This is a genomic window from Janthinobacterium sp. PAMC25594, assembly GCF_019443505.1.
Lineage (GTDB): Bacteria > Pseudomonadota > Gammaproteobacteria > Burkholderiales > Burkholderiaceae_D > Janthinobacterium.
The window spans coordinates 401032-424181 of sequence record NZ_CP080377.1; the positions used below are offsets into that span (position 1 = coordinate 401032).

At 62.9% G+C, this 23150-nt stretch carries 26 protein-coding genes; 13 read left to right on the plus strand and 13 right to left on the minus strand.

Annotation, left to right across the window (positions count from 1 at the left end):
* Nucleotides 1–26: 26 nt before the first annotated feature.
* Nucleotides 27–425 (minus strand): VOC family protein, encoded by a 399-nt coding sequence (locus tag KY494_RS01795; protein WP_219134361.1) that lies wholly within the window; start codon nucleotides 423–425, stop codon nucleotides 27–29.
* A gap of 101 nt (nucleotides 426–526) precedes the next feature.
* The gene (locus tag KY494_RS01800; protein WP_141169369.1) at nucleotides 527–766 is read right to left on the minus strand and encodes a DUF2798 domain-containing protein; all 240 of its coding nucleotides are present in this window, start codon (nucleotides 764–766) and stop codon (nucleotides 527–529) included.
* A 97-nt stretch (nucleotides 767–863) separates the two neighbouring features.
* On the opposite strand from KY494_RS01800, the gene KY494_RS01805 reads away from it, so the two are divergent.
* The gene (locus KY494_RS01805) at nucleotides 864–1787 is read left to right on the plus strand and encodes a LysR family transcriptional regulator (protein ID WP_219889646.1); all 924 of its coding nucleotides are present in this window, start codon (nucleotides 864–866) and stop codon (nucleotides 1785–1787) included.
* Between the two features lie 131 nt (nucleotides 1788–1918).
* Complete coding sequence (locus KY494_RS01810) at nucleotides 1919–2122, plus strand: hypothetical protein (RefSeq protein ID WP_219889647.1); 204 nt, start codon at nucleotides 1919–1921, stop codon at nucleotides 2120–2122.
* Between the two features lie 107 nt (nucleotides 2123–2229).
* Here the strand turns inward: KY494_RS01810 and KY494_RS01815 are convergent, their stop codons facing one another.
* Nucleotides 2230–3930 (minus strand): MFS transporter, encoded by a 1701-nt coding sequence (locus tag KY494_RS01815; RefSeq protein WP_219889648.1) that lies wholly within the window; start codon nucleotides 3928–3930, stop codon nucleotides 2230–2232.
* 227 nt (nucleotides 3931–4157) lie between these two features.
* Here KY494_RS01815 and KY494_RS01820 point away from each other — a divergent pair, with 227 nt between their 5' ends.
* The 4 genes from KY494_RS01820 to KY494_RS01835 all read left to right on the plus strand — a co-directional run bounded on the left by KY494_RS01820 (nucleotide 4158) and on the right by KY494_RS01835 (nucleotide 7413).
* The gene (locus tag KY494_RS01820) at nucleotides 4158–5336 is read left to right on the plus strand and encodes an acetyl-CoA C-acyltransferase (RefSeq protein WP_219134366.1); all 1179 of its coding nucleotides are present in this window, start codon (nucleotides 4158–4160) and stop codon (nucleotides 5334–5336) included.
* Between the two features lie 127 nt (nucleotides 5337–5463).
* Nucleotides 5464–5766, plus strand: coding sequence for a Dabb family protein (locus KY494_RS01825; protein ID WP_219889649.1), 303 nt, complete (start codon nucleotides 5464–5466; stop codon nucleotides 5764–5766).
* 165 nt (nucleotides 5767–5931) lie between these two features.
* A complete protein-coding gene (locus KY494_RS01830; protein WP_219889650.1) occupies nucleotides 5932–6927 on the plus strand; it encodes an NADP-dependent oxidoreductase in 996 nt (331 codons plus the stop codon).
* 60 nt (nucleotides 6928–6987) lie between these two features.
* Nucleotides 6988–7413 (plus strand): GNAT family N-acetyltransferase, encoded by a 426-nt coding sequence (locus tag KY494_RS01835; protein ID WP_219889651.1) that lies wholly within the window; start codon nucleotides 6988–6990, stop codon nucleotides 7411–7413.
* 119 nt (nucleotides 7414–7532) lie between these two features.
* On the opposite strand, the gene KY494_RS01840 is transcribed toward KY494_RS01835, so the two are convergent.
* The 9 genes from KY494_RS01840 to KY494_RS01880 all read right to left on the minus strand — a co-directional run bounded on the left by KY494_RS01840 (nucleotide 7533) and on the right by KY494_RS01880 (nucleotide 17037).
* The gene (locus KY494_RS01840) at nucleotides 7533–8543 is read right to left on the minus strand and encodes a ribose ABC transporter permease (RefSeq protein ID WP_219134369.1); all 1011 of its coding nucleotides are present in this window, start codon (nucleotides 8541–8543) and stop codon (nucleotides 7533–7535) included.
* Nucleotides 8544–8579: 36 nt separating this feature from the next.
* Complete coding sequence (locus KY494_RS01845; RefSeq protein ID WP_219889652.1) at nucleotides 8580–10079, minus strand: sugar ABC transporter ATP-binding protein; 1500 nt, start codon at nucleotides 10077–10079, stop codon at nucleotides 8580–8582.
* Between the two features lie 77 nt (nucleotides 10080–10156).
* Entirely contained in the window at nucleotides 10157–11092 is a 936-nt protein-coding gene (locus KY494_RS01850; protein ID WP_096235540.1) for an ABC transporter substrate-binding protein, read from the minus strand.
* A 56-nt stretch (nucleotides 11093–11148) separates the two neighbouring features.
* Nucleotides 11149–12096 carry a transaldolase gene (tal, locus tag KY494_RS01855; RefSeq protein ID WP_219889653.1) on the minus strand — a complete coding sequence of 316 codons (948 nt, stop codon included), beginning with the start codon at nucleotides 12094–12096 and terminating at the stop codon, nucleotides 11149–11151.
* A gap of 2 nt (nucleotides 12097–12098) precedes the next feature.
* On the minus strand, nucleotides 12099–13583 hold the full coding sequence (xylB, locus tag KY494_RS01860; RefSeq protein WP_219891433.1) for a xylulokinase: 1485 nt from the start codon (nucleotides 13581–13583) through the stop codon (nucleotides 12099–12101).
* Between the two features lie 30 nt (nucleotides 13584–13613).
* Entirely contained in the window at nucleotides 13614–14621 is a 1008-nt protein-coding gene (locus tag KY494_RS01865; protein ID WP_219889654.1) for a LacI family DNA-binding transcriptional regulator, read from the minus strand.
* Between the two features lie 283 nt (nucleotides 14622–14904).
* The gene (locus KY494_RS01870) at nucleotides 14905–15642 is read right to left on the minus strand and encodes an NRDE family protein (RefSeq protein ID WP_219889655.1); all 738 of its coding nucleotides are present in this window, start codon (nucleotides 15640–15642) and stop codon (nucleotides 14905–14907) included.
* Nucleotides 15633–15923 carry a DUF4936 family protein gene (locus KY494_RS01875; protein ID WP_219889656.1) on the minus strand — a complete coding sequence of 97 codons (291 nt, stop codon included), beginning with the start codon at nucleotides 15921–15923 and terminating at the stop codon, nucleotides 15633–15635. The genes KY494_RS01870 and KY494_RS01875 overlap by 10 nt, the downstream gene beginning before the upstream one ends.
* Nucleotides 15924–15930: 7 nt before the next feature.
* Nucleotides 15931–17037: a folate-binding protein YgfZ gene (locus KY494_RS01880; RefSeq protein ID WP_219889657.1), complete on the minus strand. Its 1107-nt coding sequence runs from the start codon at nucleotides 17035–17037 to the stop codon at nucleotides 15931–15933.
* A 176-nt stretch (nucleotides 17038–17213) separates the two neighbouring features.
* Here KY494_RS01880 and mltG point away from each other — a divergent pair, with 176 nt between their 5' ends.
* The 3 genes from mltG to KY494_RS01895 are packed head-to-tail and all read left to right on the plus strand — an operon-like array spanning nucleotide 17214 to nucleotide 19910.
* On the plus strand, nucleotides 17214–18200 hold the full coding sequence (gene mltG / locus KY494_RS01885; protein ID WP_219134375.1) for an endolytic transglycosylase MltG: 987 nt from the start codon (nucleotides 17214–17216) through the stop codon (nucleotides 18198–18200).
* Nucleotides 18201–18224: 24 nt separating this feature from the next.
* The gene (tmk, locus tag KY494_RS01890; RefSeq protein ID WP_219889658.1) at nucleotides 18225–18866 is read left to right on the plus strand and encodes a dTMP kinase; all 642 of its coding nucleotides are present in this window, start codon (nucleotides 18225–18227) and stop codon (nucleotides 18864–18866) included.
* Nucleotides 18867–18881: 15 nt separating this feature from the next.
* Nucleotides 18882–19910, plus strand: coding sequence for a DNA polymerase III subunit delta' (locus tag KY494_RS01895; RefSeq protein ID WP_219889659.1), 1029 nt, complete (start codon nucleotides 18882–18884; stop codon nucleotides 19908–19910).
* Nucleotides 19911–19970: 60 nt separating this feature from the next.
* Here KY494_RS01895 and KY494_RS01900 read toward each other — a convergent pair whose 3' ends face one another.
* Nucleotides 19971–20342 (minus strand): hypothetical protein, encoded by a 372-nt coding sequence (locus KY494_RS01900; protein ID WP_219889660.1) that lies wholly within the window; start codon nucleotides 20340–20342, stop codon nucleotides 19971–19973.
* Nucleotides 20343–20496: 154 nt separating this feature from the next.
* Here KY494_RS01900 and KY494_RS01905 point away from each other — a divergent pair, with 154 nt between their 5' ends.
* The 4 genes from KY494_RS01905 to KY494_RS01920 all read left to right on the plus strand — a co-directional run bounded on the left by KY494_RS01905 (nucleotide 20497) and on the right by KY494_RS01920 (nucleotide 23091).
* Nucleotides 20497–20883 carry a VOC family protein gene (locus KY494_RS01905; RefSeq protein ID WP_219134379.1) on the plus strand — a complete coding sequence of 129 codons (387 nt, stop codon included), beginning with the start codon at nucleotides 20497–20499 and terminating at the stop codon, nucleotides 20881–20883.
* A 57-nt stretch (nucleotides 20884–20940) separates the two neighbouring features.
* Nucleotides 20941–21573: a carbonic anhydrase gene (locus tag KY494_RS01910; protein ID WP_071077253.1), complete on the plus strand. Its 633-nt coding sequence runs from the start codon at nucleotides 20941–20943 to the stop codon at nucleotides 21571–21573.
* 71 nt (nucleotides 21574–21644) lie between these two features.
* Nucleotides 21645–22424 (plus strand): TatD family hydrolase, encoded by a 780-nt coding sequence (locus KY494_RS01915; RefSeq protein ID WP_046682742.1) that lies wholly within the window; start codon nucleotides 21645–21647, stop codon nucleotides 22422–22424.
* Between the two features lie 16 nt (nucleotides 22425–22440).
* On the plus strand, nucleotides 22441–23091 hold the full coding sequence (locus tag KY494_RS01920; RefSeq protein ID WP_219889661.1) for an ankyrin repeat domain-containing protein: 651 nt from the start codon (nucleotides 22441–22443) through the stop codon (nucleotides 23089–23091).
* The last annotated feature ends 59 nt before the right edge of the window (nucleotides 23092–23150 follow it).

Below are 23150 nucleotides of genomic sequence, written 5' to 3' on the forward strand. Positions count from 1 at the left end.
CGAACAGAGGCGGATTTCCCGCTGTGCTAGCCGGCGTCGGCGCGATGGCAGACGGCTTCGATGCGGTTGCCGTCCGGATCGAACAGGAAGGCCGCGTAATAGCTGGCGTGGTAGTGGCGCAGGCCGGGCGCACCCAGGTCGATGCCGCCGTGCGCCAGACCCGCATGCCAGAAGGCATCGACGGCCGCGCGCGAGGGGGCCTTGAAGCAGCAGTGGCGGCGTGGCGCGTCGTCGGGCCTGGGGCCCAGGCGCACGGAAAAGTAGCTGCGTCCGGGGTGTTCCGCATCGCTGCGTTCGCCGTAGCCTATCCAGGCATGGGCATGGTCGCTGCCTACCTTGGGCACGCCCAGTGCGGCGAAGATGGCGTCGTAGAAGCGCTCGGCGCGTTCCAGGTCGGCAACGGTGAGGGAAACGTGATCGAGCATGGGCTTTCCACTGGAAAAACAAGGACGGCCATAGCATAGCCCGGATCAGGACGGCCGTGGGCCGAAGTAACCGAGTGATACCGGCGGCGGCCGACCGCCGGTTAAGGCCGGTTGGCGAGCCGCGCCACGATACTGCGGCTCATCAGCTGCACGCGCGGCGCGAACAGCATCACGGCGCAGAAAGCCACGGGCCAGGCGGCAAAAAACGCATGGCGCCAGCGGGGCAGGAAGTCCGCCTGCAGGCCGATATTGAGCCAGGTGACCCAGGCGCTCATCAGCAGGGTCATCACCAGCGACATCAGGAAGGCGAACGTGCAGCGCAGGCGCAGGGCATCGGACATGGCGTGCTTTCAACATAGTGGAAAGATGCCAGCGTAACGACTTGCAGCAATCTATACTAGAGCCATATTTTTAATTTCAAATTCCATAAATGCAATCATGCTTGATGATTTAGCCCTGTTCGTCGCCATCGTCGAGGCGGGCAGCCTGCATGCGGCGGCCGTCAAGGAAGACTTGCCCGCCGCCACCGTCACGCGCCGGCTGCAAAAGCTGGAAAGCCAGCTCGGCTACCGCTTGCTCAACCGCAGCGCGCGCCGCCTGCAGCCGACGGCGGAAGGCTGGCAATACTATGAGCAGTGCCGTCCCCTCGTGCACGCCTTGCGGCAAGCGACGCAGCAGCTCGACGCCAGCCTGTCGGCCGTCTCGGGCAGCATCCGCGTGCTGGCGCCCGTGAATTTCGCCAGCGGCTTGCTGACGCCGGCCTGGGTCAGCTTCATGCGGCAGTACCCGGATATCCGCCTGGAGCTGGAACTGTCGAACCTGCTGCAAGACCTGGTGGGCAGCGGCGCCGACCTGGCCATCCGCGTGGGCGCGCTCGACGATTCTTCGCTGATGCAGCGCCGGCTGGGTAGCGCCGCGTTGGTGATGGTGGCCGCGCCCGCCTACCTGGCGCGCACCGGCGTGCCGCGCGACTTGCAGGAACTGGAAAAGCACGAGCTGATCGTCGCCGAACCGCTGCGTAGCTGGCGTTTGCGGCGTCCCGGCGACGGCGCCGAAATGGTGATCGAACCGCAGGCGCGCCTGCGCGTCAATGAAATGCGTCTGGCCGTGGAGATGGCCGACGCGGGCATCGGCATCCTGCTGTGTCCGCTTCTGCAGTGCCGCGACGAAGTGGCCAGTGGCAGCCTGGTGCGCGTGCTGCCCGACTGGATGCCGCAGCCGCGTCACGTGTACGCCGTCTGGACGCAGCGGCGCTATCTGCCGGCCCGCGTGCGCGTGCTGCTGGAACACCTGGCGGCGTTTGCGGCGGGCAATCCGCTGTTGAACGAAGCGTTGGACGGGCAGGACGCCGCCTTGCCCTGATCCTTACCACTCAGTAATACCGAGCGCTTGTACTTTCCGTCAGGATCGCGTTAAGATAAAGCTTGCTCGCTTATCCAGCGGGCAATCTGGTGTTTTTACGCGCAATTTCGTCCCTATCCATGAGAGTAGCAATGAAATATCTGATCGTTCCCTTCTTGCTGGCCATGACTGGCTGTGAAGTCTTGTATGACGCGAACCGGGACAAGATCGGTGAGTATTGCAACAGCCTTAATAATTTTGACGACCGCAATGCCTGCCGCAAGCGTAACCAGACCAGCTACCAGGAATACGTGCAGCAGCGCGACCAGGTGAAACAGGGCACGAGCGATAAATAAGCCTGCCGTCGCCTGCGCCGCATACGCTGCATAAAAAAAACGCCGCTGACCAGTCAGCGGCGTTTTGCTTTGCGGGCCCCGGCATTGCGGCCGGGGCTGGCGCAGGATCAATCGTCGGCGTAGATATTGTTATCCTTGGTTTCCTTGACGAACAGGGTGCCGATGACCACCGTCGCCAGGGCGATGACGATCGGATACCACAGGCCATAATAAATGTCGCCCTTGAAGGCCACCAGCGCGAAGGCCGTGGTCGGCAGCAAGCCGCCGAACCAGCCGTTACCGATATGGTAGGGCAGGGACATCGAGGTGTAACGTATGCGCGTCGGGAACATTTCCACCAGCATGGCGGCGATCGGGCCATACACCATGGTCACGTACAGCACCAGGATGAACAGCAGCAAGACGACCATCGGCTTGTTGATCTGGTCCGGATCGGCTTTCGCAGGATAGCCAGCTTCCTTGATGCCGGCGCCGATTTCTTTCTTGAACGCCGCTTCCTTGGCTTTGCTGTCCGCGTCGAAATTCAAGCCGTCGGCCGTCATGACGGCGTTAAACGAGGTCAATTCCTTGGTGCCGATGCGTACCTTGGCCACGCTGCCGGCTGGTGCGTCTTCCTTCGTGTAGTTCACCGAGCTGTTCGACAGGAAAGCCGTGGCGATGTCGCACGAGGACGGGAATTTCTTCTGGCCCGTCAGGTTGAACTGGAAATGGCAGGAGGCAGGATCGGCCACCACCACCACTGGCGAGTTCTTCAGTGCCGCTTCCAGCTGCGGATTGGCGAAGTGGGTCAGGCCGCTGAAGATGGGGAAGTAGGTCAGGGCGGCGATCAGACAGCCGCCGAGGATGATGTACTTGCGGCCGATGCGGTCCGACAGGCTGCCGAAGAACAGGAAGAACGGCGTGGCCAGCAGCAGGGCGATGGCGACCAGCACGTTGGCCGTTGCCAGGTCCACTTTCAGGGTCTGGATCATGAAGAACAGGGCGTAGAACTGGCCCGTGTACCAGACGACAGCCTGGCCGGCCGTCAGGCCGATCAGGGCCAGGATGACGATCTTCAGGTTTTTCCACTTGCCGAACGCTTCCGTCAGCGGCGCTTTCGAGGTCTTGCCCTCGGCCTTCATCTTGGAAAACGCCGGCGATTCATTCATGGCCAGGCGGATCCACACGGAAATACCCAGCAGGATGACGGAGACGAGGAAGGGCACGCGCCAGCCCCACGCCTCGAATTCCTTCTCGCCTGTGGCCAGGCGGGTGCCCAGGATGACCATCAGCGACAGGAAGAAACCCAGGGTTGCCGTGGTCTGTATCCACGCCGTAAATGCGCCGCGCTTGCCTTCAGGCGCGTGCTCGGCCACGTAGGTGGCTGCACCGCCGTATTCGCCGCCCAGCGCCAGGCCTTGCAGGATGCGCAGGATGACGAGGATGATCGGTGCGGCGATGCCGATGGAGGCATGGCCCGGCAGCAAGCCGACGATGAAGGTGGAGCCGCCCATGATCAGAATCGTGATCAGGAAGGTGTACTTGCGACCGATCATGTCGCCCAGGCGGCCGAAGACCAGCGCGCCAAATGGACGCACGATGAAGCCGGCGGCAAAGGCCAGCAGCGCGAAGATGAAGGTGGTGGTGGGGTCGCCGATGAAGAATTGCTTGGCGATGATCGATGCTAGCGAGCCGTACAGGTAAAAATCGTACCATTCAAAGACGGTGCCGAGCGAGGATGCAAAGATGACCTTGCGTTCCTCGGGCGTAATCGGCGTTCCCTTGGTGGAAAATTTCCGTACGTCGGCCGAGCCGGATGGTGATGCCATGGTTTGTCTCCCTATGTTTTATAGTGAACTGCTGCCGAGGTCTTTTTGACCATTCTTGCAACAGCTTGGGCCGAGTGTGTTCTTCGAACCTTACGCCATGCTTGCTTGAAACTTACGCCAAGCTTACTAGTGGTGCGCGTCATAACTTTGCGAACGATCGTACTTAAATGTGCTATTCTGATTCCGCAGATACCCTACCTATAATATTTCCCACAAGGAGACACAGCATGAATGAAGCCGTCATCGTATCGACCGCCCGCACGGGCCTGGCCAAGTCCTGGAAGGGGGCGTTCAACATGACGCACGGCGCCACCCTGGGCGGCCACGTGCTGGCCGCCGCCATCGAGCGCGCGCGCATCGAGGCGGAGGAAGTGGAAGACGTGCTGGTCGGCTGCGCCTTTCCCGAAGGCGCCACGGGCGGCAACATCGCGCGCCAGGTGGCCTTGCGCGGCGGCTGCCCCGTCACGACGGCCGGCATGACCGTCAACCGTTTCTGCTCGTCGGGCTTGCAGGCCATCGCCCTGGCGGCGCAGCGCATCATCGCGGGCGAAGGCGATATCTATGCGGCTGGCGGCGTGGAATCGATTTCCTGCGTGCAAAATGAAATGAATACGCATATGTACCGCGATGTCTGGCTGCAGCAGCACAAGCCGGAAGTGTACTGGCCCATGCTGCAGACGGCGGAAACCGTGGCCAAGCGCTACCAGATTTCGCGCGAGCGCCAGGATGTGTATGGCGCGCAAAGCCAGCAGCGCGCAGCAAGCGCCCAGGCGGCCGGCCTGTTCGACGCGGAAATCGTGCCGATGACCACCATCATGGGCGTGGCTGACAAGGCCAGCGGCATGCTGGTGTCGCGCGAAGTGACGATCTCCAGCGATGAAGGCATCCGCTTTGATACCACCTACGAAGGCGTAGCGAAGATCCGTTCCGCCATGCCGGGCGGTGTCATCAGCGCCGGCAATGCCAGCCAGTTTTCCGACGGCGCCTCGATGGCCATCGTCATGAATGCGAAAGTGGCCGAAGCCAAGGGACTGCAGCCGCTGGGCATTTTCCGTGGTTTTGCCGTGGCCGGCTGCGAACCCGATGAAATGGGCATCGGCCCTGTGTTTGCCATCCCGAAACTGCTGAAAAAGGCGGGCCTGACTGTCGCCGACATCGGCCTGTGGGAACTCAACGAGGCATTTGCCGTGCAAGTGCTGTATTGCGCCGACACCCTGGGCATCCCCATGGAGCGCCTGAACGTCAACGGCGGGGCGATTGCCGTGGGCCACCCGTACGGCGTGTCGGGCGCGCGCCTGACGGGCCACGCCTTGATCGAAGGCAAGCGCCGTGGCGTCAAATACGTGGTGGTGACCATGTGCATCGGCGGCGGCCAGGGCGCGGCCGGCCTGTTCGAAGTGCTGTGATGTTTGCTTGACAGCCAGTCTGCGGGCGGCCTGAGTGCCGCCCGTTTTCTTTTGCTGCTCACTTTCTGCAAGGCGCGCCGATAGCGGTTACAGTAATGGTTCATTCATAAACAAGCCGCCTGCCACCATGATCAAGCACATCGTTTTCTGGAAACTCAAAGACCACGCCGAAGGCGCCGACCGCGCCACGAATGCCCTGAAACTGAAAGCCCTGCTCGATTCCTGTTCTGACCTGGTGCCCGGCATATTGAAATTCGAGGCGGCCGTGGCCCAGCCGGGCCTGGAAGCGACCTACGACATCGTCCTGTACAGCGAGTTCGCCAGCCGCGCAGCGCTCGACGCCTACCAGAACCATCCCGAACACGTGAAAATCAAGCCGTTTTTTGGGGCTGTACGTGAAGCGCGGCAGTGCATGGATTACGAAGTGTAGTGACACCGAACTAAACCTACTGCGCGTCGGCATAGGCGGCCTGCGATGCTCACCGTACTAGAGTACGGTTGCGCTTCTCGGCCACCTCTCCCTTCCGCTCGCTACGGTTTTGTTCGGTGTCGTGAATATCAATGTTAGCCATCAACTTTATTGACAGGAGCCTTCATGACCACCTACCAACGCATCGTCCTCGCCTCGCGCCCCACGGCCGAAGTGCAGCCAGATAACTTTCGCCTGGAAACCAAAGACATTCCCGCCATCACGGATGGGCAATTGCTGGTGCGCAACCAGTACCTGTCGCTCGATCCCTACATGCGCGGGCGCATGAGCGCGAATAAAAGCTATGCGGCGCCGCAGGCACTCGATGAAACCATGATCGGCGGCACGGTGGGCGTGGTGCTGGAATCGAAGCATCCGAAGTTCGCCGTGGGCGACACCGTCGTGGGGACCTTGGGCTGGACGGAAGTGGCCGTATCGGATGGCACCATGCTGCGCAAGGTCGACACGACGCATATTCCCGCCTCCGCCTACCTTGGTGCCGTCGGCATGCCCGGCATGACGTCCTGGTATGGCTTGAACCAGATCATGGCGCCGAAAGCGGGCGAAACCGTGGTCGTATCGGCCGCCAGCGGCGCCGTGGGCAGCGTCGTGGGCCAACTGGCGAAACTGAAAGGTTGTCGCGTGGTCGGCATCGCCGGCGGCGCGGAAAAATGCGCCTATGTGGTGAATGAACTGGGCTTCGATGCCTGCGTCGACTACAAGGCGGGCAATCTGGCGGCCGACCTGGAAGCGGCCACGCCGGACGGTATCGACGCCATCTTTGAAAACGTGGGCGGTGCCGTGTTCGATGCGGCCCTGGCGCGCACCAACGCGTTTGGCCGAATCGCCGTGTGCGGCTGGATCGCCGGCTACAACGGCGAGCCGACGCCGCTCGACAATGCCCGCTTCATCCTCACCAACCGCCTCACCGTGCGCGGCTTCATCGTTTCGGAACAGCCGGAATTCTGGCCGCAGGGACTGGCGGAACTGGGTACCCTGGTGGCGACGGGCAAGCTGAAATTCCGCGAATCCGTGGCCGACGGCCTGGCCAGCGCACCGGAAGCGTTCATCGGCCTGTTGAAAGGGCGCAACTTCGGCAAGCAACTGGTCAAGCTCGGCTGATCTCGCCGAGGAAAGGCGGGCCGTGCGACAATCACGGCCCGTCTCTTATTACTCGCTACCATGACCAAGCACACCATCCGCCTCGGCGACTGGGCCACCCTGGGCCCTGACGCCACCGCCATCCGTTTTGAAGTTTTCGTCGATGAACAGAAAGTGCCGGCCGAGATCGAACTCGACGACATGGACGCCGTCTGCCTGCACGCCGTCGCCTATGACGACGCCGGCAAGGCCATCGGCACGGGCCGCTTACTGCCGGACGGCCATATCGGCCGCATGGCCGTGCGCCAGCCGGGTCGCGGCACGGGCGTGGGCGGCGCCATCCTGACCTTGCTGATGGACAAGGCGCGCGAACGGGGAGATCAGGCGGTGGTGCTGAACGCGCAAACCGTGGCCGCGCCATTCTATGCGCGCCACGGTTTCGTGCAAGCCGGGGAGGTATTCGAAGAGGCGGGGATTGCGCATGTGGAGATGCGGCTGGTGTTTTAAACGTTAACCCAGGAACAAGGACCGGGGTCGGACCCTACAGGGTCCGACCCCGGCAGTTCATGGGTTAAGCTTGTAGGTCGGGTTAGCGCGCAGCGCGTAACCCGACACCACCAGCACCATCAGTTCTGCGCGTGCGACTGACGCCATTTGTCGAGAATCACCGCCAGCACGATCACGACACCCTTGGCCACATACTGCCAGAACGACGACAGTCCCAGGATCGTCAAGCCATTGTTCATCACGCCGATGATCAGGGCGCCGATGACGGTACCCCAGACGGAACCCACGCCGCCCATCAGGCTCGTGCCACCCAGTACGACGGCCGCGATGGCATCCAGCTCATAGCCCGTACCCCAGTTGCCGTTGGCCGCATACAAACGGCTGGCCGACATGGCGCCGCCCAGGCCAGCGAACAGGCCGCTGATGGTGTAGACAAACATCAGCACGAGGCCGACCTTGATGCCCGTCAAACGTGCCGCCTGGATATTGCCGCCGACGGCGTAGATATGCAGGCCCAGGGTCGTCTTGCGCAGGATAAACCACGTCAGCACGACGACGGCGGCCGCCAGCCAGATCAGCCAGGGAATGGCCAAAAAGCTGCCGTTGCCCATCCATTCGAAGCTGGGGATTTCCGTGTTCAGCACGCTGGTGCCGTCCGCCAGCAAATAGGCCGCGCCGCGCAGGGCCGTCATGGTGCCCAGGGTCACAACGAACGGGTTCAGGCCGACGAGGGCCACCAGCACGCCATTGAGCGCACCCAGCAGCAGGCCGACGATCAGGAAGGTGGGAATCGAGAAGCCGGCGAACTGGGCCGACAAGGACATCAGCATGCCTGCCACGGCCGAGACGGCCAGCACGGAGCCGACGGACAGGTCAATGCCGCTGGTCAAAATGACGAACGTCATGCCCGAGGCCAGCACGATATTGATCGACACCTGGCGGAAGATGTTCATGGTGTTGTTGCTGGTCATGAAGGTCGACGTGCCGTCGGCCGAGAAATACACGGTCAGGCCATACATGGCCAGGTACAGCACCACCAGCACGGGCAGCATGCCCAGGCGGCGCATCAGGTTCGAGGCATTGAAGGGTTCGCCGGCGCGCGCGGCGCCGCGGGTGGTACTCGTTGTCATGGTCTATCTCCTGAATGATTATGCTAATGCGTATTCTTATGCCGCTTCCAGCTGCGTGGCGTAAGCGAGGATGTTTTCCTGCGTAATGTCGTCGCCCGTCACTTCGCCCGTCAGGCGTCCTTCGCACATCACCATCACGCGGTCGCAAATGCCGACCAGTTCGGCCAGTTCGCTGGAAATGCACAGCACGGCCGTGCCCGCGTCCGCCAGCTGGTGGATGATCTTGTAGATTTCGCTCTTCGCGCCCACGTCCACGCCGCGCGTCGGTTCGTCGAGGATCAACACTTTCGGTGCAATGGCCAGCCAGCGTGCCAGCAAGACTTTCTGCTGGTTGCCGCCGGACAATCCCCCCACGATGCCTTCTGGCCCCGAGACCTTGACGTTCAGATTGGCAATCGCCTCGCGCGTGAGCTGGGTCAGGGCGCCACGGTTGACCACGCCCGCCGTCGAGTGCCTGGACAGGATATTCATCGACATGTTTTCCATGGCCGACAGTTGCATGAACAAGCCCAGGCTCTTGCGGTCTTCCGGCAAATAGCCGATGCCGTGGCGGATGGCCGCCAGCGGTTGCTTGATGTGCACTTCCTGGCCGTCGAGCCACACTTGCCCCGATTGCTTCTTGTCGGCGCCAAAGATCAGCCGCGCCAGTTCCGTGCGGCCCGCGCCGACGAGGCCGGCAAGACCCGTCACTTCGCCCGCATGCAGGCTGAACGAGGCGGGCTTGACCTTGCCGCCGCCCACGTTTTCCACGCGCAGGCGCTCGGCGCCGCGCGTCGTGCGGCGCTGGTGCGCATAAAAGTCGTCGGCGGGGCGGCCCACCATCATTTGCACGACTTTCTTTTGATCCAGCTCATCCTTGCCCAGTTCGCCCACATAGGCGCCGTCGCGCAGCACCGTGATGCGGCGCGCCAAACGCTCCACTTCGGCCATACGGTGGCTGATGTACAGCACGGCCAGGCCCTTGTCGCGCTGCTCTTCGATAATGCGGAACAATTGTTCTGTTTCCCGGTCGGACAGGGTGGCATTCGGCTCGTCCATGATCAGGATGCGGCTTTCGTGCACGAGGGCGCGGGCGATTTCCACCTGCTGCTGCTCGGCGATCGACAGGGTGGACACCATGGTGTCCGCGTCGAAGCGGGAACCGAGGTCGGCCAGGATGGCGTTGGTGCGCGCGCGCATTTCGCCGCCCTTGACGGTCCAGAACGGGCCTTGCGGTTCGCTGCCCATGAAGACGTTCTGCGCCACCGTCATGTTCTTGGCCACGCTGAGTTCCTGGTAAATCAGGTTGATGCCCAGCGCGCGGGCCTCGCCCGGGTTGCGGATGCGAATTGGCTTGCCGTCGAGGATGATCTCGCCCGCGTCGGGGGTGTACACGCCCGAGAGGATTTTCATCAGGGTGCTCTTGCCGGCGCCATTCTCGCCCATCACGGCATGGATTTCGCCGCTGCGCACCGTCAGGTGCACGCCGCGCAGCGCGCGCGTGGCGCCAAAGCGCTTCTCGATGCCGCGCATTTCAAAAATAATATCGTCGCTCATGACTGTCCTTCCTTGCTGGTGAAACTGGCGCCGCCCGCCAACTGGCCGGCGGCGCCACGTGGTTCAGGTCAGGCAGATCAGTTCTTTACCCAGCCCGTGTAGGTGGCGACGTTTTCCTTGGTGATGGCCGGGGTCGGCAACAGCACCATGGTCTGCTTCGGCGTACGGCCGTTCATGATGTCGTAGCCCATCTGCACGGCATCGGTGGCCATGCGGTACGGGTTTTGCGCCGAGGTGGCGGCAAACAGGCCGGCCTTGTTTTTCAGGGCGTTCTGGCCGTCTGGCGCGCCATCGACGGCCGTGATCAGTTTCACGTCCGTGCGCTTCGATTGCTTGATCGCCAGTTCGGCGCCGATGCCGGTCGGGTCATTGATGGCGAACACGGCGTCGATCTTCGGATAGGCCGTCAGCAAGTTCGACATCACGGTCATGCCGCCGTCGCGGCTGCCGCCCGCGTTCTGGTTGTCGGACAGGATCTTGATATCCTTGAACGCGGCCAGGGTTTTCTTGCAGCCATTGACGCGGTCGATCACGGACGTGACCGGTGGGCCGTTGAGGATCACCACATTGCCCTTGCCGCCGATCTGCTTGGCCAGGTAGGCGCACGACACGTCTCCTGCCATGGTGTTGTCGGACATCACGGTGGCCGAGGCGCCCACGGCGCCCACGTCGACGGCGATCACGACCACGCCCGCATTGCGCGCTTTCTTGATGGCCGGGGCGATGCCCTTGGAATCGACGGCGTTCAGGATGATGATGTCGGTCTTGTTGGCGATGAAGTTCTCGATCTGGTCCACCTGGGTGTTCAGGTCATACTTGCTGGAAACAGTGGTGACTTTCACGCCCGGGCCGCCCAGTTTTTTCGCGCTTTCTTCCGCGCCGCGGCCGATCGCCACGAAAAACGGGTTGGCCAGGTCGCCGACGCTCACGCCGATCGATTTCAGCGGTTTGTCGGCGGCAAAGGCGCCGCAGGCGGCGGACAGCAGCAGGGTGGCGGTAATGACTTTTTTCATGAGGATCTCCAAGGGTTTTTATTGTAAAAACAAACGGTGCTACGGGTGAAAAACTATTAATTTCTTAACTTTTCGATCATGGCGTCGAGCTTGCCCGCATCGACGGCAAAGCCGCGGATGCCTTCGGCCAGCTTTTCGGTGGCCATCGCATCGTCGTTCAGGGCGTAGCGGAAAGCGGCCTCGTCATACGTGATGGCCGGCTGCGCCGCGCCCAGGTCGCTGCCCAGCGCGCGCTCGAACGGTGCGTTGGACGCTTCCAGCTTGGCCAGCAAGTCCGGGCTGATGGTCAGCAAGTCGCAGCCGGACAAGGCCGTGATCTGCCCCACGTTGCGGAAGCTGGCGCCCATCACTTGCGTGGCGATGCCATGTTGCTTGTAGTAATTAAAGATGCGCGTGACCGATTGCACGCCTGGATCGTTGGACAGGCTGCGCGCCGCTTCGTCCCATGCCGCGCCCAGCGATTTTTTATGCCAGTCGTAGATACGGCCCACGAATGGCGAAATCAGCCGTACTTTGGCATCGGCGCAGGCGACGGCCTGGCAAAACGCGAACAGCAGGGTCAGGTTGCAAAAAATGCCGTCTTTTTCCAGTTCGCGCGCCGCCTGGATGCCTTCCCAGGTGGCGGCGACCTTGATCAGCACGCGCTCGCGTTTTACGCCAGCCTGCTCGTACAGGGCGATCAGGCGGCGCGCCCGGGCGACGGTGGCGTCGCGGTCAAAGCTCAGGCGGGCATCGACTTCCGTCGACACGCGGCCCGGCACGACTTTCAAAATTTCCAGGCCGAAACGCACCAGCACTGCATCGACGATATCGTCGAGCGCAGCGTTTTTATGCGCGGCAACTGTGCTTTCCAGCAAGGGCGCGTAATCGGGCTGCAGCACGGCTTTCAAGATCAACGACGGATTGGTGGTGGCGTCTTGCGGGGCGAAACGGGCCAGTTGCAGGAAATCGCCCGTGTCGGCGACGACGGTGCTGTGTTGCTTCAATTGTTGCAGCTGATTCATTGCTATTCCTTATCACTGAGTTGGTGCAGAGCTTGCACGGCTGGAAACAGGCTACGGTAGCGGCCGTAGCGGATGCTCAAGGCTGCGCTGTGCGCGGTATCGGGCAGGAAAGTGTTTTTGATGGGCAAGCCCTGCGTCAGCAGGCTGGCGTCACCGATGGCGGCAAAGCCCAGCTTGGCCGCACCGAGGCTGGCCGACAGTTCGCTGTTGTGCAGGGTGCGCATGTCGCGCCCCAGCACATTGGCCAGCAGCTGCGCCCAGTACTGGCTGCGCGCGCCGCCGCCCACCAGCATGCAGTGGGGAACCACGGCACCGGTCGAGGTGACGGCCGCCATGGCGTCGCGCAAGGCAAAGGCCACGCCTTCGAGCACGGCGTAGCCGAGCTGCGCCGGCGTGCTGTCGTGGCCCAGTTGCAAGAAGGCGCCGCGCACTTGCGGGTCGTTATGCGGCGTGCGTTCGCCCGACAGATACGGCAGGAACAGGGGTGCCGACGGCGCGATGGGGGCATCGAGCGGCAAGCCCGCTTCCACCAGCGCGAGCAGGGCTGCCTCGTCGGGCTTGCCCAGCACGCTGGTCGCCCAGCGCAGACAGCTGGCGCCGGACAGGATGGCGCCCATCGCATACCAGCGCCTGGGCAGGGCGTGGCAAAAGCTGTGCACGCCGCCAGCCGGGTTGCCCAAAGGCGCTTCGGTGACGGAAACGATGGCGGCGCTGGTGCCCAGCGAAATAAAACTGTCGCCGCCGTTGACGGCGCCGATACCCACGGCCGAGACGGGGTTGTCGCCGCCGCCACCGGCCACCACCACGTCCATGGACAAGCCCAGCTGGTCGGCGATGGCGGCCAGCACGGTGCCCGTGGCGGCGTCGCCTTCGGCCAGCGCCGGCATCTGTTCCAGTGCCAGGCCGCAGGCGGCCAGCATGGGGGCGAACCAGGCGCGCTTGGCCTCGTCCAGCCACAGGGTGCCGGCCGCGTCGGACATGTCCGTCAGTTTGATCCCTGTCAAGCGCAGGCGCAGATAGTCTTTCGGCGACAGCAGGCAGGCGATGGCGGCAAACGCGTCAGGCTCATGCTTTTGCAGCCACAGCAGTTTTGGCGCCGTCAGGCCCGCCATGGGCAGGCTGCCCGTCACGTCCGCGTAGGCGGGATAGTCGCGCGCCAGGGTCGCCGCCTCGGCTTCGGCGCGCGCGTCGTTCCACAGGATGGCGGGACGGATCACGTTGTCGTTGGCATCGAGCAGCACGGCGCCATGCATCTGGCCCGACAGGCCGATGCAGGCGATCTGCGCATAGTCCTGCGGCCAGCCGGCGCGCAGCTGGCCCAGCGCGTTGACGCAGGCGGCCCACCAGTCCTGCGGCGCCTGTTCGGACCAGCCCGGCTGCGGGCGGCTGGTGTCGATGCGTACGGACGCCTGGCCGCGCACGGCGCCAGTGCTGTCCATCAACACGGTTTTCAGTTCGGAGGTACCGAGGTCGATACCGAGGGAAATCGCTGGATGCATATGGGTTTGCTGTAAAAGTCAGGGGCAGCCGCAGGAGTTGCGTACGCGCAAGGTTGGCGACAAACGCTGCACGTGCTGGGCGCGGCCCGGATTGGCGATACGGTCGATTAACAGGTCGACGGCCATGGCGCCCAGCTCTTCGAGCGGCTGGGCCATCACGGTCAGGCGGGGGCTGAAGTAATCGGCCCAGTCGAAATCATCGAAGCCGGCCAGCGCGACGTCTTGCGGTACAGCAATGTGCGCGTCGCGCAAGGCGTGCATGGTGCCGATGGTCATCAGGTTGTTGCCGGCTACGATGGCCGTCGGGCGTTGTCCAGCAGGCAGGGCCAGCAGTTCGCGCGTGGCCGCGCCGCTGCGTTCCAGGTTGGAGTCGCCCGAACGCAGCAGTTCGGGGTCAAAAACGATATTGGCGCGCTGCAAGGCCAGGCGGTAGCCGTCGATACGCTCGTGCGTCGTGGACAGGCCGGGCGCCCCCGCGATGAAGCCGATGCGGCGGTGGCGGTGGGTCGTGATCAAGTGGCTGACCAGTTCGGCCGTCGCCTCGATGTTTTCCACGCCCACCTGGTCGAACGGTTGCGGCGACATGCGGTCGACCAGCACGGAAGCGATCTTGTTGCTGTTTAAATAGGCGAGGGCGCGGTTGTGCGGATCGCCGGACGGTGCCAGCACGATGCCGTCGACACGGCGCTGGTGCAAGTTCTGCACCACCTTGAGTTCCTGCTCGGGATCGTCATGCGTATCGGAAAACAGCATCATCAAGCCGTGGCGCGTGCAGGCGGCCTCGATGGCGCGCACGGTTTCGCTGAAGTAATGATTGGTGAAGGCGGAAATGGCCACGCCGATGGTGCCCGACGACGAGCCGGCCAGCGCGCGCGCCAGCATGTTCGGCACATAGCCGATCTGCTGCATGGCCGCGTTGACGGCGGCGACGGTTTTCGGGCTGACCTTGCGGGTGCCGTTGAGTACGTGCGAGACGGTCGACAGCGATACGTCCGCCGCCCGCGCTACATCTTCCATGGTGGCCATGGTGTCTCCTGATGGTTTTATTCTTATTGTGTGCTGCGATAGTGTGCGGCTGTGTCGCCGCGTTTGAATCTATCGTAAACAAAAGAAAGCGCTTGCGCAAGCGCTTTCTTTTTTGTGCGGAAGCATGCCGAGGGGCTTTTCGATGAAGACAAGGGGAAGCGTGCGTAGGTCGGATTAGCGCGCCAGAGGCGCGCGTAATCCGACATCGGGGAGGGCGGTGATGCCGGTTGAGTGTGGTGGTGTTGTCGGGTTACGCGCTGCGCGCTAACCCGACCTACCCGACCTACTGGATCACCAGCTCATGCAATTCGCCGGGCGAGTCCGCGAACAGTTTGATGACGGTGGAGGTGCGCGTGCCGTAGCCCGGCGTTTCGATGCAGACGGCGGACAGCACGCGCTCGAGGTCGAGCGGCACGCCCGTGTCGGGCAAGCGGAAGTCCGGTGCGCGCGTGGTGTCGGCCAGCATGTCGAAGTAGGCGTCGTCGGGTGCGCCCTGGCACAGCAAGCTGGCGAACTGGGCCTTGGTCTTCAAGACTTTCGGCCACGGCGCGTCCAGCAGGGCGTTCGACAGGCCGTAGATGCCCGGTTCCAGAGGCTGGCCATTGCGCGCATCGCCATCGCCGCGGTTGGAAAACCAGATCAGGGTAGTGGCGTCGCCCAGCACCAGGTTAAAACCGTTGTAGGCTTTGCATCCGGGACGGATTTGCGCGATGTAGTCTTGCGGCGACATGTCGCCGGCCAGATAGTCGGCCACCAGGGCGCCGCGCGAGGGGGCGTCCGGGTTGCGGTCTTGCGGGCTGCGGATATTCGTGATGGCGGCAAAGCGCGAGCTGCCGCTGCCGGCCTGCGTGATGCCCATCCAGCTGCCGCCCGCCTGCAGGTCGCGGCCCGCATACACTTGCGGGTGCTCGGGCCAGACGCCGGCGGGGGCGCTGGCGCGTTCATAGAATTCGTCGCGGTTGGCGGCGGCAATCAGCGGGATGTGCGGATTGACTTTCCAGGCAAAAACGATCAGGCACATGGGGGCAAATCCATGAACACTTCCGTATGCCGCGCGCCGGCCGTCAATGACAGCAAGAGCGCCTCGTCGGCGGCAGCGGCCAGCAGTTCGGCAAAACCTTCGCCGACGACGGGGTAGATTTCCATCCACGTCTGCAAGCCATCTTTGGCTTCCGGGCGGCGCTTTAGCTGTGGCGCCACGCCGGAGGCGGCCGCCAGTTTCGCCTGCAAGGCACGCACCCTGGCTTCCAGCGCCTGGGCGTGCTCTTCCTTTACCTGATAGTAAATGTACAAATCTTTCATGTCATTCTCACAAATCGAGTGCGTCGAGCACATAAGGCATGGGCAGGAATTGCACGGCGGCGCCCTGGGCCGAACCGTAGCGCACGGCCCCGGCGGCGCTTGAACCTTCCGCTATCGCCCCCAGCTTCATTTCAACGAGGGCATCGATGCCGCCGTCACCGTTGGGCGCGGCGTTGACGAGCATGCCGCAAGGTTGCTCGGGGTCGCTGACGGCGAACAGTTCGCCGCCGGCTACTGCCGCTGCGTCAGCGATGCTGACGAGGGTGGTGCGGCGCTTGAGCTTGCCCAGGTACTGGCTGCGCGCGACGATTTCCTGGCCCGGATAGCAGCCTTTCTTGAAATTGACGCCGCCCAGCAGTTCAAAATTGACCATTTGCGGCACGAATTGCTCTTGCGTGGCGGCCGTGATCTGCGGGATGCCCGCGTGGATCTCGGACAATTGCCAGGCGTCATTGCCGCCCTTGGCGAGTTTTTCCGCCAGCTGTGGCCACACGTCGCGCGCCGTGGCGGCGGACGTCAGCCATTCATAGCGGGCGCTGCCAAACACATCGGCCACGCGCAGCAGGGTGCCCAGCGCATGGTCCACCTTGTTGAACGGCGTGGCGGGCAGGACGGGGAACCAGGCGGACAGGGCCGCGCTGGCCCGTTGGCCGCCAAGGCCCAGGACGACCTGGTTCGCTTCATCAAACGATGCATCGTGCAGCTTGGCCTTGGCGCGCAGCACGAACATTTGTAAACGCTTCTGGATGGCCGGCTGTATGGCGCGCGGCAATTGCAGATAAATGGTGGTGGCGTTGCGCCACATCAGGAAACTGGCCAGCAGGCGGCCTTTCGGCGTGCAGTAGCCGGCCAGGCGCACTTGCTCCTGGTTCAGGTGTTCCACGTCGTTGGTCAGCTGGCCGTGCAGGAAACTGGCTGCCTCGTCGCCGTTCAGGCCGATCAAACCCTGGTCCGTGATGGCCGCGACAAAACCTTCTTGTAGCTGGGACACTGTCAGGGACTGGCCAAAATCGGCAATAGGAGCGTTCGCGGTGCCGTCAGGCGCGCCATCGATGGCAGCGGGGCGGGCGCCTTGTGCAGTTAAAAATTGATTCCAGTTATTCATAATTTCCATTAGATCAGCGATTAAGCATTATCATTACGGGTTCATTATAGTGATGTCGCGCAGATCGCGTCGGCAGCGGCAAGATTGCCAGTGTTGGCGCCGCTTTGCGCGCACTTGCTTCACAAATGAACGATCATAACAAGCGCGCGCTGCCCGCCAGCGAGCGCATCACAAGAATCGGAACAATGGCTTTCTTTAAAAAACTTGTAGTCAGTTCGGTCATCGCCGCCATCGGCGTCGGTGGTACTTTTGTGTATTGGGCGCAGCAGCCCATCACCACGGAAGGCGACGCGATCCCGTTTACGATCACGCCGGGCAGTGGCGCGCATGCGGCCGGCCAGCAGATCGCGGACGCGGGCGTGCCCATCGTGCCCATCCTGTTCAACCTGCTGGCGCGCGTCGAAGGCAAGACGTCGAAGATCAAGGCCGGTTCCTACGAGCTGAAACCGGGCACGACGCCACAGCGTCTGATCACGCAGCTGGCACGCGGTGAGTTCGCGCAAGAATCGCTGACCATCATCGAAGGTTGGACCTTCAGGCAGATGCGCATGGCCATGGCCAGCCACCCTGGCCTCAAGCACGATACCGTGGGCTTGTCCGACAAGGAGCTGATGGCGAAAATCAGCCCCGAGTTTGTGCTGCCGGAAGGCTTGTTCTTCCCGGATACCTATCTGTTCGCCAAGGGCGCCAGCGAAATGCAGATTTTCAAGCAGGCGCACACGGCCATGATCGGTCGCCTGTCCGAAGCGTGGGACAAGCGCGATCCGGCCTTGCCATATAAAAACCCGTATGAGGCGCTGATCATGGCGTCGATCGTGGAAAAGGAAACGGGGCAAAAGTCCGAACGGGCCATGATCGCCGGCGTCTTCGTCAACCGCCTGAAGACGGGCATGCTGCTGCAGACGGACCCGACCGTGATCTATGGCATGGGCGATAACTACCAGGGCAAGATCCGCAAACGCGACCTGGAAGCGGACACCCCGTACAATACCTACACGCGCGGCGGCTTGCCGCCCACGCCGATCGCCCTCGCTGGCGCACAATCGCTGACGGCGGCGCTGGCGCCGGCCCGCACGCAGGCGCTGTATTTCGTCGCGCGCGGCGACGGCACCAGCCAGTTCTCGGCCAACTTGCCCGACCATAACCGCGCCGTGAACCAGTACCAGCGCTAATATCATTATCAGATCAAGAGTTTCATGACACAACACTATCAACCCCGCTTCATCACCTTCGAAGGCATCGATGGCGCGGGCAAGTCGACGCATATCGGTTTTGTCGCCGACTACCTGCGGCAGCGGGGCGTCAGCCTCGTATCGTCGCGCGAACCGGGCGGCACCAGCCTGGGCGAAAAGCTGCGCGAACTGCTGCTGCATGAAAAAATGCACCTGGAAACGGAAGCCTTGCTGATGTTCGCCAGCCGCCGCGAACACATCGCGCAAGTCATCGCGCCCGCTTTGGCGCGGGGCGAGTGGGTCATTTCCGACCGCTTTACCGATGCCAGCTTCGCCTACCAGGGCGGCGGGCGGGGCATGGACTTGCGCAAGATGGAGCAGCTGGAAGCATGGGTGCACCCGCACCTGCAGCCGGACATCACTTTCCTGTTCGACGTGCCGCTGGCCGTGGCCCGTGCCCGCCTCGACGCCACGCGCGCCCTGGATAAATTCGAGCAGGAGCAGGCCGATTTCTTTGCCGCCACGCGCAACGAATACCTGCGCCGCGCGGCTGAGTTCCCGCAGCGCTTCCGCATCATCGATTCCACGCAAAGCATTGCCGATATTCAAGTGCAACTGGCAAAACTGCTTGATGCATTACTTGAACAAAGTGTTGCAACACGTTGATTGGCAAAGAATAATATGATCAGTTCTCTCTATCCGTGGCAGCAGGACGCCTGGCAGCAATTGCAAGCCTTGCGCCCGCGCATGCCGCACGCCATTTTGTTCCATGGCGCGCAAGGCATCGGCAAGGCCGACTTCATCGAGCATTTCGCGCAAGCCTTGCTGTGCGAAGACGTGCGCGCCGACGGCCATGCCTGCGGCACCTGCGCCTCGTGCGGCTGGTTTAGCCAGGGCAACCATCCCGATTACCGCCGCGTGCGTCCGGAAGCGCTGGAAGATGACGTGGCCGACGACGGCGAAGAGGGCGAGGGCGCGAAGAAAAGCGCCAAGACCAAGACGCCGTCGAAAGACATCAAGATCGAGCAGATCCGCAACCTGGCCGACTTCATGAACATTTCCACGCACCGGCAAGGCTTGCGCGTGGTGGTGCTGTACCCGGCCGAGGCGCTCAACACGCCCGCCTCGAACGCCTTGCTGAAAACACTGGAAGAGCCGCCGCCCGGCACCGTGTTCCTGCTGGCTTCGAACAGCCTGGACCGATTGCTGCCGACGATCTTGTCGCGCTGCAGGAAATTTGCCTTGCCGATGCCCAGCCACGAGCAGGCCCTGGCCTGGCTCAAGGTCCAGGGCTTGAACGATGCGGACAGCTGGCTGCGCGAGCAGGGCGGCGCGCCGCTGGCCGCGCTGGCCCAGTCCGAATCGGGTGGCCGCGAAGAAACGGAACAATTGCTGCAAGTGCTGGCCAATCCCGGCGTGGAAGCGGCGTTGAAGGCGGCGGACAAATTGCAGAAGGCCCCGCTGGCACCGCTGGTGGCATCGCTGCAGCGCTGGCTGTACGACGTGTTTTCCGTCAAGTTGTCGGGCACCATACGCTACTACCCGCGCCACCGGCGCGAGCTGGAAGCGCTGGCCGGGCGCATCAACGTCAGCCGTTTGATGGCCGTCATCAAGGCCGCCAACGAGCGCCGGGCGATCGCCGAGCATCCTTTGTCGCCCAAGCTGTTTCTGGAAGACATGCTGCTCGACTACGCATCAAGCTGCCAATAGAATCAAGCACTTGCATTGCCAAGTTCATCCAGATTGTTTGGTGCTTGGCGCGCTTGGAACTCAGCCGCAGGCGCGCGTGCAGCTGCGGTATTGCACTTCGCACGCTTGCTGGCGTTCGGCGCGCCGGGCGCGGAAGGCCTGGGCTTGCGTCGGTTGCAGCTGTTGCGACTGTGGCCCCGTTTCCCGGCTCGCGGCCGCGTAGGGATTGCTGCCGGGCTTCATCGACAAGATGGGGCTGGTGTCGTTTTCCGTGGCGCCTTGCGCTTGCGCGCGGCAATCCTGGCGTGCGGACGCGCACATGGGTGCGCACAAGCCCGCCTCGGGGATGGCCTTGGGTATGTCGCGCTTGTTCTGCTCCTGTACTTGCGCATGCACAGGCGTCGTCAGGGCCAGGCAGGCCAGCAGTATCAAAGGGCTGGCAACTTTCAGCATGAACACTCTCCACGTTTCCGCGCGCAACCCCATGGCTGCGCACCGGCCGCTCACTATACATCTTGATAACTTTTTTGCCTAGCGCGCCATGTCCGTTTGCCACGTTCTGAACCCGGTGTTACAGTCAAGGCACTGGACAGCAACGGAGGCGTGCATGAAACGGGTCACTGGCATTGGCGGCATCTTTTTCCACGCGCAAGACCCGGCCGCGCTGCGCGCCTGGTACCAGCGCCACCTGGGCCTGGACGTGCAGCCATGGGGCGGGGCCGCCTTCAGCTGGACGGATGCCGAAGGCCAGCCCACGGGCGGCACCACCATCTGGTCCGTGGCATCAGCGGACAGCGAGCAGTTCGCGCCCGGCAAGGCTGCCTTCATGGTCAATTACCGGGTCGACGACCTCGACGCGCTGCTGCAAGCCTTGCGCGACGAGGGCTGCACCGTGCTGGAGAAGGCGCCGGACTCGGAATACGGCCAGTTCGGCTGGGTCATCGATCCCGAGGGCAACAAGGTGGAGCTGTGGCAGCCGCCCGAGGGACAATAGACCGGTCAGGCGCCGGATCAGCGATAATATCGGCTCTGCCAACCATTCTATTTATTTATGCGCGACATTATTGCTGGATTTCTACGCTTCCAAAAAGAGGTTTTCCCTGCGCGCCGCGAATTGTTCAAGACCCTGGCCACGGGACAAACCCCGAAGGCCCTGTTCATTTCCTGCTCGGACAGCCGCATGGTGCCAGAGCTGGTGACGCAGCGCGAGCCAGGCGAACTCTTCGTGATCCGCAACGCGGGCAACATCGTGCCCTCGTATGGCCCGGAACCGGGCGGCGTCAGCGCCACGGTGGAATTTGCCGTGTCGGCCCTGAACGTGAGCGATATCGTCATTTGCGGCCATTCCGACTGCGGCGCGATGAAGGCGATCGCCACCTGCGCCTGCCTCGATCACATGCCGGCCGTGCGCAGCTGGCTGCACCATGCCGATGCGGCGCGCATGATCAACGAGTCGGTCGAGCATCCGACGGAACAGTCGCGCATCGACGGCATGGTGCGCGCCAACGTGGTGGCGCAACTGAATAACCTGCGCACCCATCCTTCGGTGGCGCTGGCCATGGCGCAGAACCGGCTGACCCTGCACGGCTGGGTGTACGACATCGAGAACGGTTCCCTCGATGCGCTCGACGAGTCGACCGGCAACTTCGTTCCGCTGGCGGAACACCCGGCCTCGCAGCTGTAAGCCGCCGCGGCAGGGGCGCGCCCCAGCGCTTCCCCTGCCAGTTTTTGCCCGCTCCGGTACAATCCCGCCCTATGTATATCGATTCCCATTGCCATATCAATTTCCCCGAGCTGGCTGCTCGCATGCCCGAGATCCTCGCCAAGATGGCCGAGAACAAGGTGACGCACGCGCTGTGCGTGTCCGTCGACTTGCCGGACTTCCCGCAGGTGCTGGCCCTGGCCGAGCAGTATCCGCACATTTTCGCCTCCGTCGGCGTGCATCCCGACTACGAAGATACGCCTGAACCGTCCGTGGAAGACCTGGTGCGGCTGGCCGACCACCCGAAGATCATCGCCATCGGCGAGACGGGCCTCGACTATTTCCGCCTGACGGGCGACCTCGAATGGCAGCGCGAACGTTTTCGCACGCACATCAAGGCTTCAAGAATCACCCGTAAACCCTTGATTATTCACACAAGAGCGGCCAGCGAAGACACCATCCGCATCATGCGCGAAGAGGGCGCGGGCGTGGCCGACGGCGGCGTGGCCGGCGTCATGCATTGCTTTACGGAATCGCTGGAAGTGGCGCGCGCCGCCATCGACATGGGTTTCTACATTTCCTTTTCCGGCATCGTCACGTTCAAGAGCGCCAAGGATTTGCAGGCCGTGGCCCTGGAAGTGCCGCTTGAGCGCATCCTGATCGAGACGGATTCGCCGTATCTGGCGCCCGTGCCGTTCCGCGGCCGCATGAACGAACCGGGCTATGTGGCCCACGTGGCGGAATACCTGTCGACCCTGAAAGGCATCCCGCTGGCCCAGGTGGCGCAGCAGACGACGGATAATTTCTTCAAGTTATTCAATCAGTTGCCGTAACTTCTTAAGGTTAGCCATGATGAAAAAACTCGCTGCGGCGATGCTCTTGTGCTGGGCGACTGCCAGCCAGGCGGCGCCGGATCCGGACAGCTTTTTCCGCGCCGTGTCCGTCAACAACGCCAGCGGCGTGCGCAGCATGCTGCTTGAGGGCATGAACCCGAACCAGCCTGATACGCAGCGGGGCGACATACCGCTCGTGCTGGCCCTGCGCGACGATGCGGACAAAGTGTTCAAGCTGCTGCTCGACACGCCCGGCATCGACATCGAAGCGCGCTCGGCCAATGGCAACACGGCGCTGATGATGGCGGCCTACAAGCACAAGCAGGACGCGGTGAACGCCTTGCTGGCCAAGGGCGCCAAGGTCAACCAGAGCGGCTGGACGGCGCTGCACTATGCGGCCTCGGCGGGCGACTTGCCCATCATGAAGATCTTTCTGGAGCGCGACGCCGTGGTCGATGCGCGCGCACCGGCCAACGTCACGCCGTTGATGTTCGCCGCCCGCGAAGGACAGGAAGGCGCCGTCAAACTGCTGCTGTCCTGGGGCGCGGACGCCAGCCTGAAAAGCGACCATGGCTGGACGGCCGCGCAGTTCGCCCAGGCCGGCGACAAGCCGGGCGTGGTGGCCATCATCGAAGCGGCGCAAAAGGCGCGCGCCGGCAGAAAGTAATCTTTGTATTAATATTTTCCATGCCAGCGCTGAAACTGGCATGGAATTGCCTCTCACCT